This window comes from Actinomadura rubrobrunea NBRC 15275, assembly GCF_001552235.1.
GTDB classification, from domain to species: domain Bacteria; phylum Actinomycetota; class Actinomycetes; order Streptosporangiales; family Streptosporangiaceae; genus Spirillospora; species Spirillospora viridilutea.
This window is the reverse complement of record NZ_BCQU01000183.1, coordinates 1-3,029: the sequence shown is the minus strand read 5'-3', so window position 1 is coordinate 3,029 and position 3,029 is coordinate 1. Positions and strand designations below refer to the sequence as shown.

4 protein-coding genes and 2 tRNA genes are annotated in these 3,029 nt (G+C 70.0%); 5 read left to right on the top strand and 1 reads right to left on the bottom strand.

Annotation, left to right across the window (positions count from 1 at the left end; translation table 11 throughout):
- Positions 1-458, bottom strand: a 458-nt coding sequence (locus AR3_RS28820; RefSeq protein WP_157406836.1) for a GntR family transcriptional regulator, incomplete at its 3' end; no start/stop codon positions are given.
- Between the two features lie 75 nt (positions 459-533).
- On the opposite strand from AR3_RS28820, the gene AR3_RS28815 reads away from it, so the two are divergent.
- The 5 genes from AR3_RS28815 (at position 534) to AR3_RS28795 (ending at position 3,029) form a co-directional block, all read left to right on the top strand.
- Positions 534-1,193: a pyridoxamine 5'-phosphate oxidase family protein gene (locus tag AR3_RS28815; protein ID WP_067918764.1), complete on the top strand. Its 660-nt coding sequence runs from the start codon at positions 534-536 to the stop codon at positions 1,191-1,193.
- A gap of 205 nt (positions 1,194-1,398) precedes the next feature.
- Positions 1,399-1,998 (top strand): oligoribonuclease, encoded by a 600-nt coding sequence (orn, locus tag AR3_RS28810; protein WP_067918762.1) that lies wholly within the window; start codon positions 1,399-1,401, stop codon positions 1,996-1,998.
- A 70-nt stretch (positions 1,999-2,068) separates the two neighbouring features.
- Positions 2,069-2,144: transfer RNA gene (locus tag AR3_RS28805), tRNA-His, on the top strand.
- A gap of 164 nt (positions 2,145-2,308) precedes the next feature.
- On the top strand, positions 2,309-2,884 hold the full coding sequence (locus AR3_RS28800; protein WP_067918760.1) for a response regulator transcription factor: 576 nt from the start codon (positions 2,309-2,311) through the stop codon (positions 2,882-2,884).
- 72 nt (positions 2,885-2,956) lie between these two features.
- A tRNA-Lys gene (locus AR3_RS28795) sits at positions 2,957-3,029 on the top strand.

Genomic DNA, 3,029 nt, shown 5'->3' with positions numbered 1-3,029 from the left:
AGGCCCCGCGGGTCGGGACGCGTCGCGGGCGGCACGCCGGCGGCCAGCCGCCACGCGCGCCGCCAGGCCGGGGTGTCCAGCGCGCCGATCCAGGGCACCCCCGGCCGCAGATCGATCACACCGGTCTCCGTGCGCTCCCAGGACGGCCTCTCCCCGCCGCGGGACTCGAACGGGGCAGGAGCGACCTCGTCCGAAGGCGCCGCGATGTCGGTGACATACGTTCCGGAGCCGTGCCGCCCCTCCAGCCACCCCTCGGCGTAGAGCTGCTCGTACGCCTCCGTCACGACCGTGCGGCTGACGCCCAGCGCCTTGGCCAGCGCCCGCGTCGACGGCAGCCGCTCCCCCGGCGCCACCCGCCCCTCGGTCATCGCGGACCGGAGCTGCCCCGCGAGCTGGACGCTCATCGGCTCCGGGGCGGAGCGGTCCACCGTCAGCGGAAGCTCACCGACCAGCCGCATCGGCAAAGTGGCCTCCCATAATCGTCACGAAGTGGCCATACAAGCCAGGCCACTTTCTTCCTAGCGTACGGCTCCATGAGCACATCACCCCTGTCCCCTACCGAGCGCACCACCGTCCGCCGCATGCGCGAGCGCGCCCGCAGCGAACGCTCCGCGTTGTACGAGGTGCTGGACAGCGGCATGGTCTGCCACCTCGGGATCGTGATCGACGGCACTCCTCGCGTGATCCCCACCGGCTACGGACGCGTCGACGACACCCTGTACGTCCACGGGTCCACTGGGTCCGCCGGCCTGCGCACCGCCCCGTCCCAGGAGATTTGCGTCACCGTCACGCTTGTGGACGGCATCGTGCTGGGCCGCTCGGTGGTCCACCACTCGATGAACTACCGCAGCGCCATGATCTACGGCGTGCCGCGTCTCCTCACCGACCCCGAGGAGAAGCTCGCGGGGCTGCGCGCCATCACCGAACACATCGCCCCCGGCCAGTGGACGACCGCGCGCCTTCCCACCCGCAAGGAGCTGGCCTCCGTGGCCGTGCTCGCCCTCTCCCTGGAAGAGGCCTCGGTGAAGACGCGCACGGGCGGCCCAAAGGACGAGGAGGAGGACTACGCCCTGGACGTGTGGGCCGGAGTGCTGCCCGTCCGCCAGACGTTCGGGGAGCCCGTGCCCGACGACCGCCTGCGTCCCGGCATCCCCGTGCCGCCCCACATCGCCGACCGCGCGCACGCTTCGTAAGAAGTCCCCGCCCTCTCATCCGATCGCGTTGATCACTGCCCCTGGTCGTGCGCCGCCACCGACCGTCATACCCTGGCTGCGAAGCAGGTGTTGAAGGAGGTCAGGCCGCCCCGCGGCGACCGTGTGACCGACTTCACGTTGGCCGGACTCTGGTCACCAGCTGGGGTGATCTGGATCAGAGTCATCGCAGGTGAGAGGGCATAAAGTGAACGAGCGGCTGGTCTGGATCGATTGTGAGATGACAGGTCTCGACCTGCGCCACGACGCGCTGATCGAGATAGCCGCGCTGGTGACCGACAGCGAGCTGACCATCCTCGACGAGGGGATCGACGTAGTGATCAAGCCTCCGGAGGAGGCACTCGCCCGCATGTCGAAGGTGGTGCGCGACATGCACACGGCGTCCGGGCTGCTGGACCTGCTGCCCGGCGGCGTCACCCTGGCCGAGGCGGAGGACGCCGTGCTCAGCTACATCCGCTCGCACGTCCGGGACGCCAAGAAGGCCCCGCTGTGCGGCAACTCCATCGCCACCGACCGCTCGTTCCTCGCCCGCGACATGCCCGCCCTGGACGCGCACCTGCATTACCGCATGGTCGACGTCTCCAGCATCAAGGAGCTGACGCGCCGCTGGTACCCGCGCGTGTACTTCGCCAGCCCCGAGAAGAAGGGCGGCCACCGGGCTCTCGCCGACATCACCGAGAGCATCCAGGAGCTGCGCTACTACCGGGCCGCCGTCTTCGTCCCCCAGCCCGGGCCCGACTCCGACACGGCGCGGGCGCTGGCCGCCCAGGTCGTCGGTTCCGGCTGAGAAACCCGGTGGCGAACCACCCGCCGGAAACCGCTACACTTTCTTCAGCCGGGATCGGATCCCGGCCGCGGTGGGTGTAGCTCAGTCGGCAGAGCACCAGGTTGTGGTCCTGGGTGTCGGGGGTTCAAGTCCCCTCACTCACCCCAAGCGAGGGCCCGGCCGCCCCAGGCGGTCGGGCCCTTTGTCGTGCCCGCGGCCGCCGGCCCGCCCGCCGATTTCTTGACCAGGTTCGTTGGCTCCTGATGATCGGCCGGTTATGCTCCGACCTTATAAATGACAAGGGCACCCCAAGGCGACCGCCGGAGACGGGATGAGTGTCGACGAAACGGCCCCTCTGCGCGTGCTGGTGGTGGACGGCAACCCCCACGACCGCGCCGAGGTGGTCGCGCTGCTGTCCGAGAGCGAGGAACTGCAGGTCATCGCGGAGACCGCGGACGGCGGCGAGGCCGTCGACCTGGCCGCGAAGCTGCGCCCCGACATCGTCCTGCTGGACGCCTCCGCCGCCCGCGAGGCCGCCGCTCCCCTCAGCCGCTCCTCCCGCGTCTTCGTCCTGGCCGCTCCCGACGACCAGGGCGCCGTGGAGGCCGCGATCCGCAACGGCGCCTCCGGGCACCTGGTCCGCGGCTCCTTCACCGTCCGCGACCTGATCCGCAGCGTCCGCGACGCCAACCGCGTCAGCCTCGGCCTGTCCGCCCGCGAGGCCGAGGTCATGGACCTGATCGCCAGCGGCCGCTCCAACGGCGAGATCGCCCGCCAGCTCTTCCTCAGCGAGAAGACCGTCAAGAACCACGTGAACCGCATCTACTCCAAGCTCGGGGTCAGCTCCCGCGCCACCGCCATCGCCCTGTGGCGCGGCATGGTCAGCGTCCTGGAGGCCAAGGAGTAACCGATTCGCGCTGCACCTCAGGTCCTGCTAACCTTCTGGGTGTCGCGAGGGGGACAGCCCCCAACGAGACAAGCGCCGTTAGCTCAATTGGCAGAGCAGCGGACTCTTAATCCGCGGGTTCGGGGTTCAAGTCCCTGACGGCGCA

What these genes read in the sequence shown, in the direction of transcription:
- AR3_RS28815 (WP_067918764.1), top strand. Translation starts at nt 534, where the DNA reads ATGAGCACATCACCCCTGTCCCCTACCGAGCGCACCACCGTCCGCCGC.
- AR3_RS28800 (WP_067918760.1), top strand. Translation starts at nt 2,309, where the DNA reads ATGAGTGTCGACGAAACGGCCCCTCTGCGCGTGCTGGTGGTGGACGGC.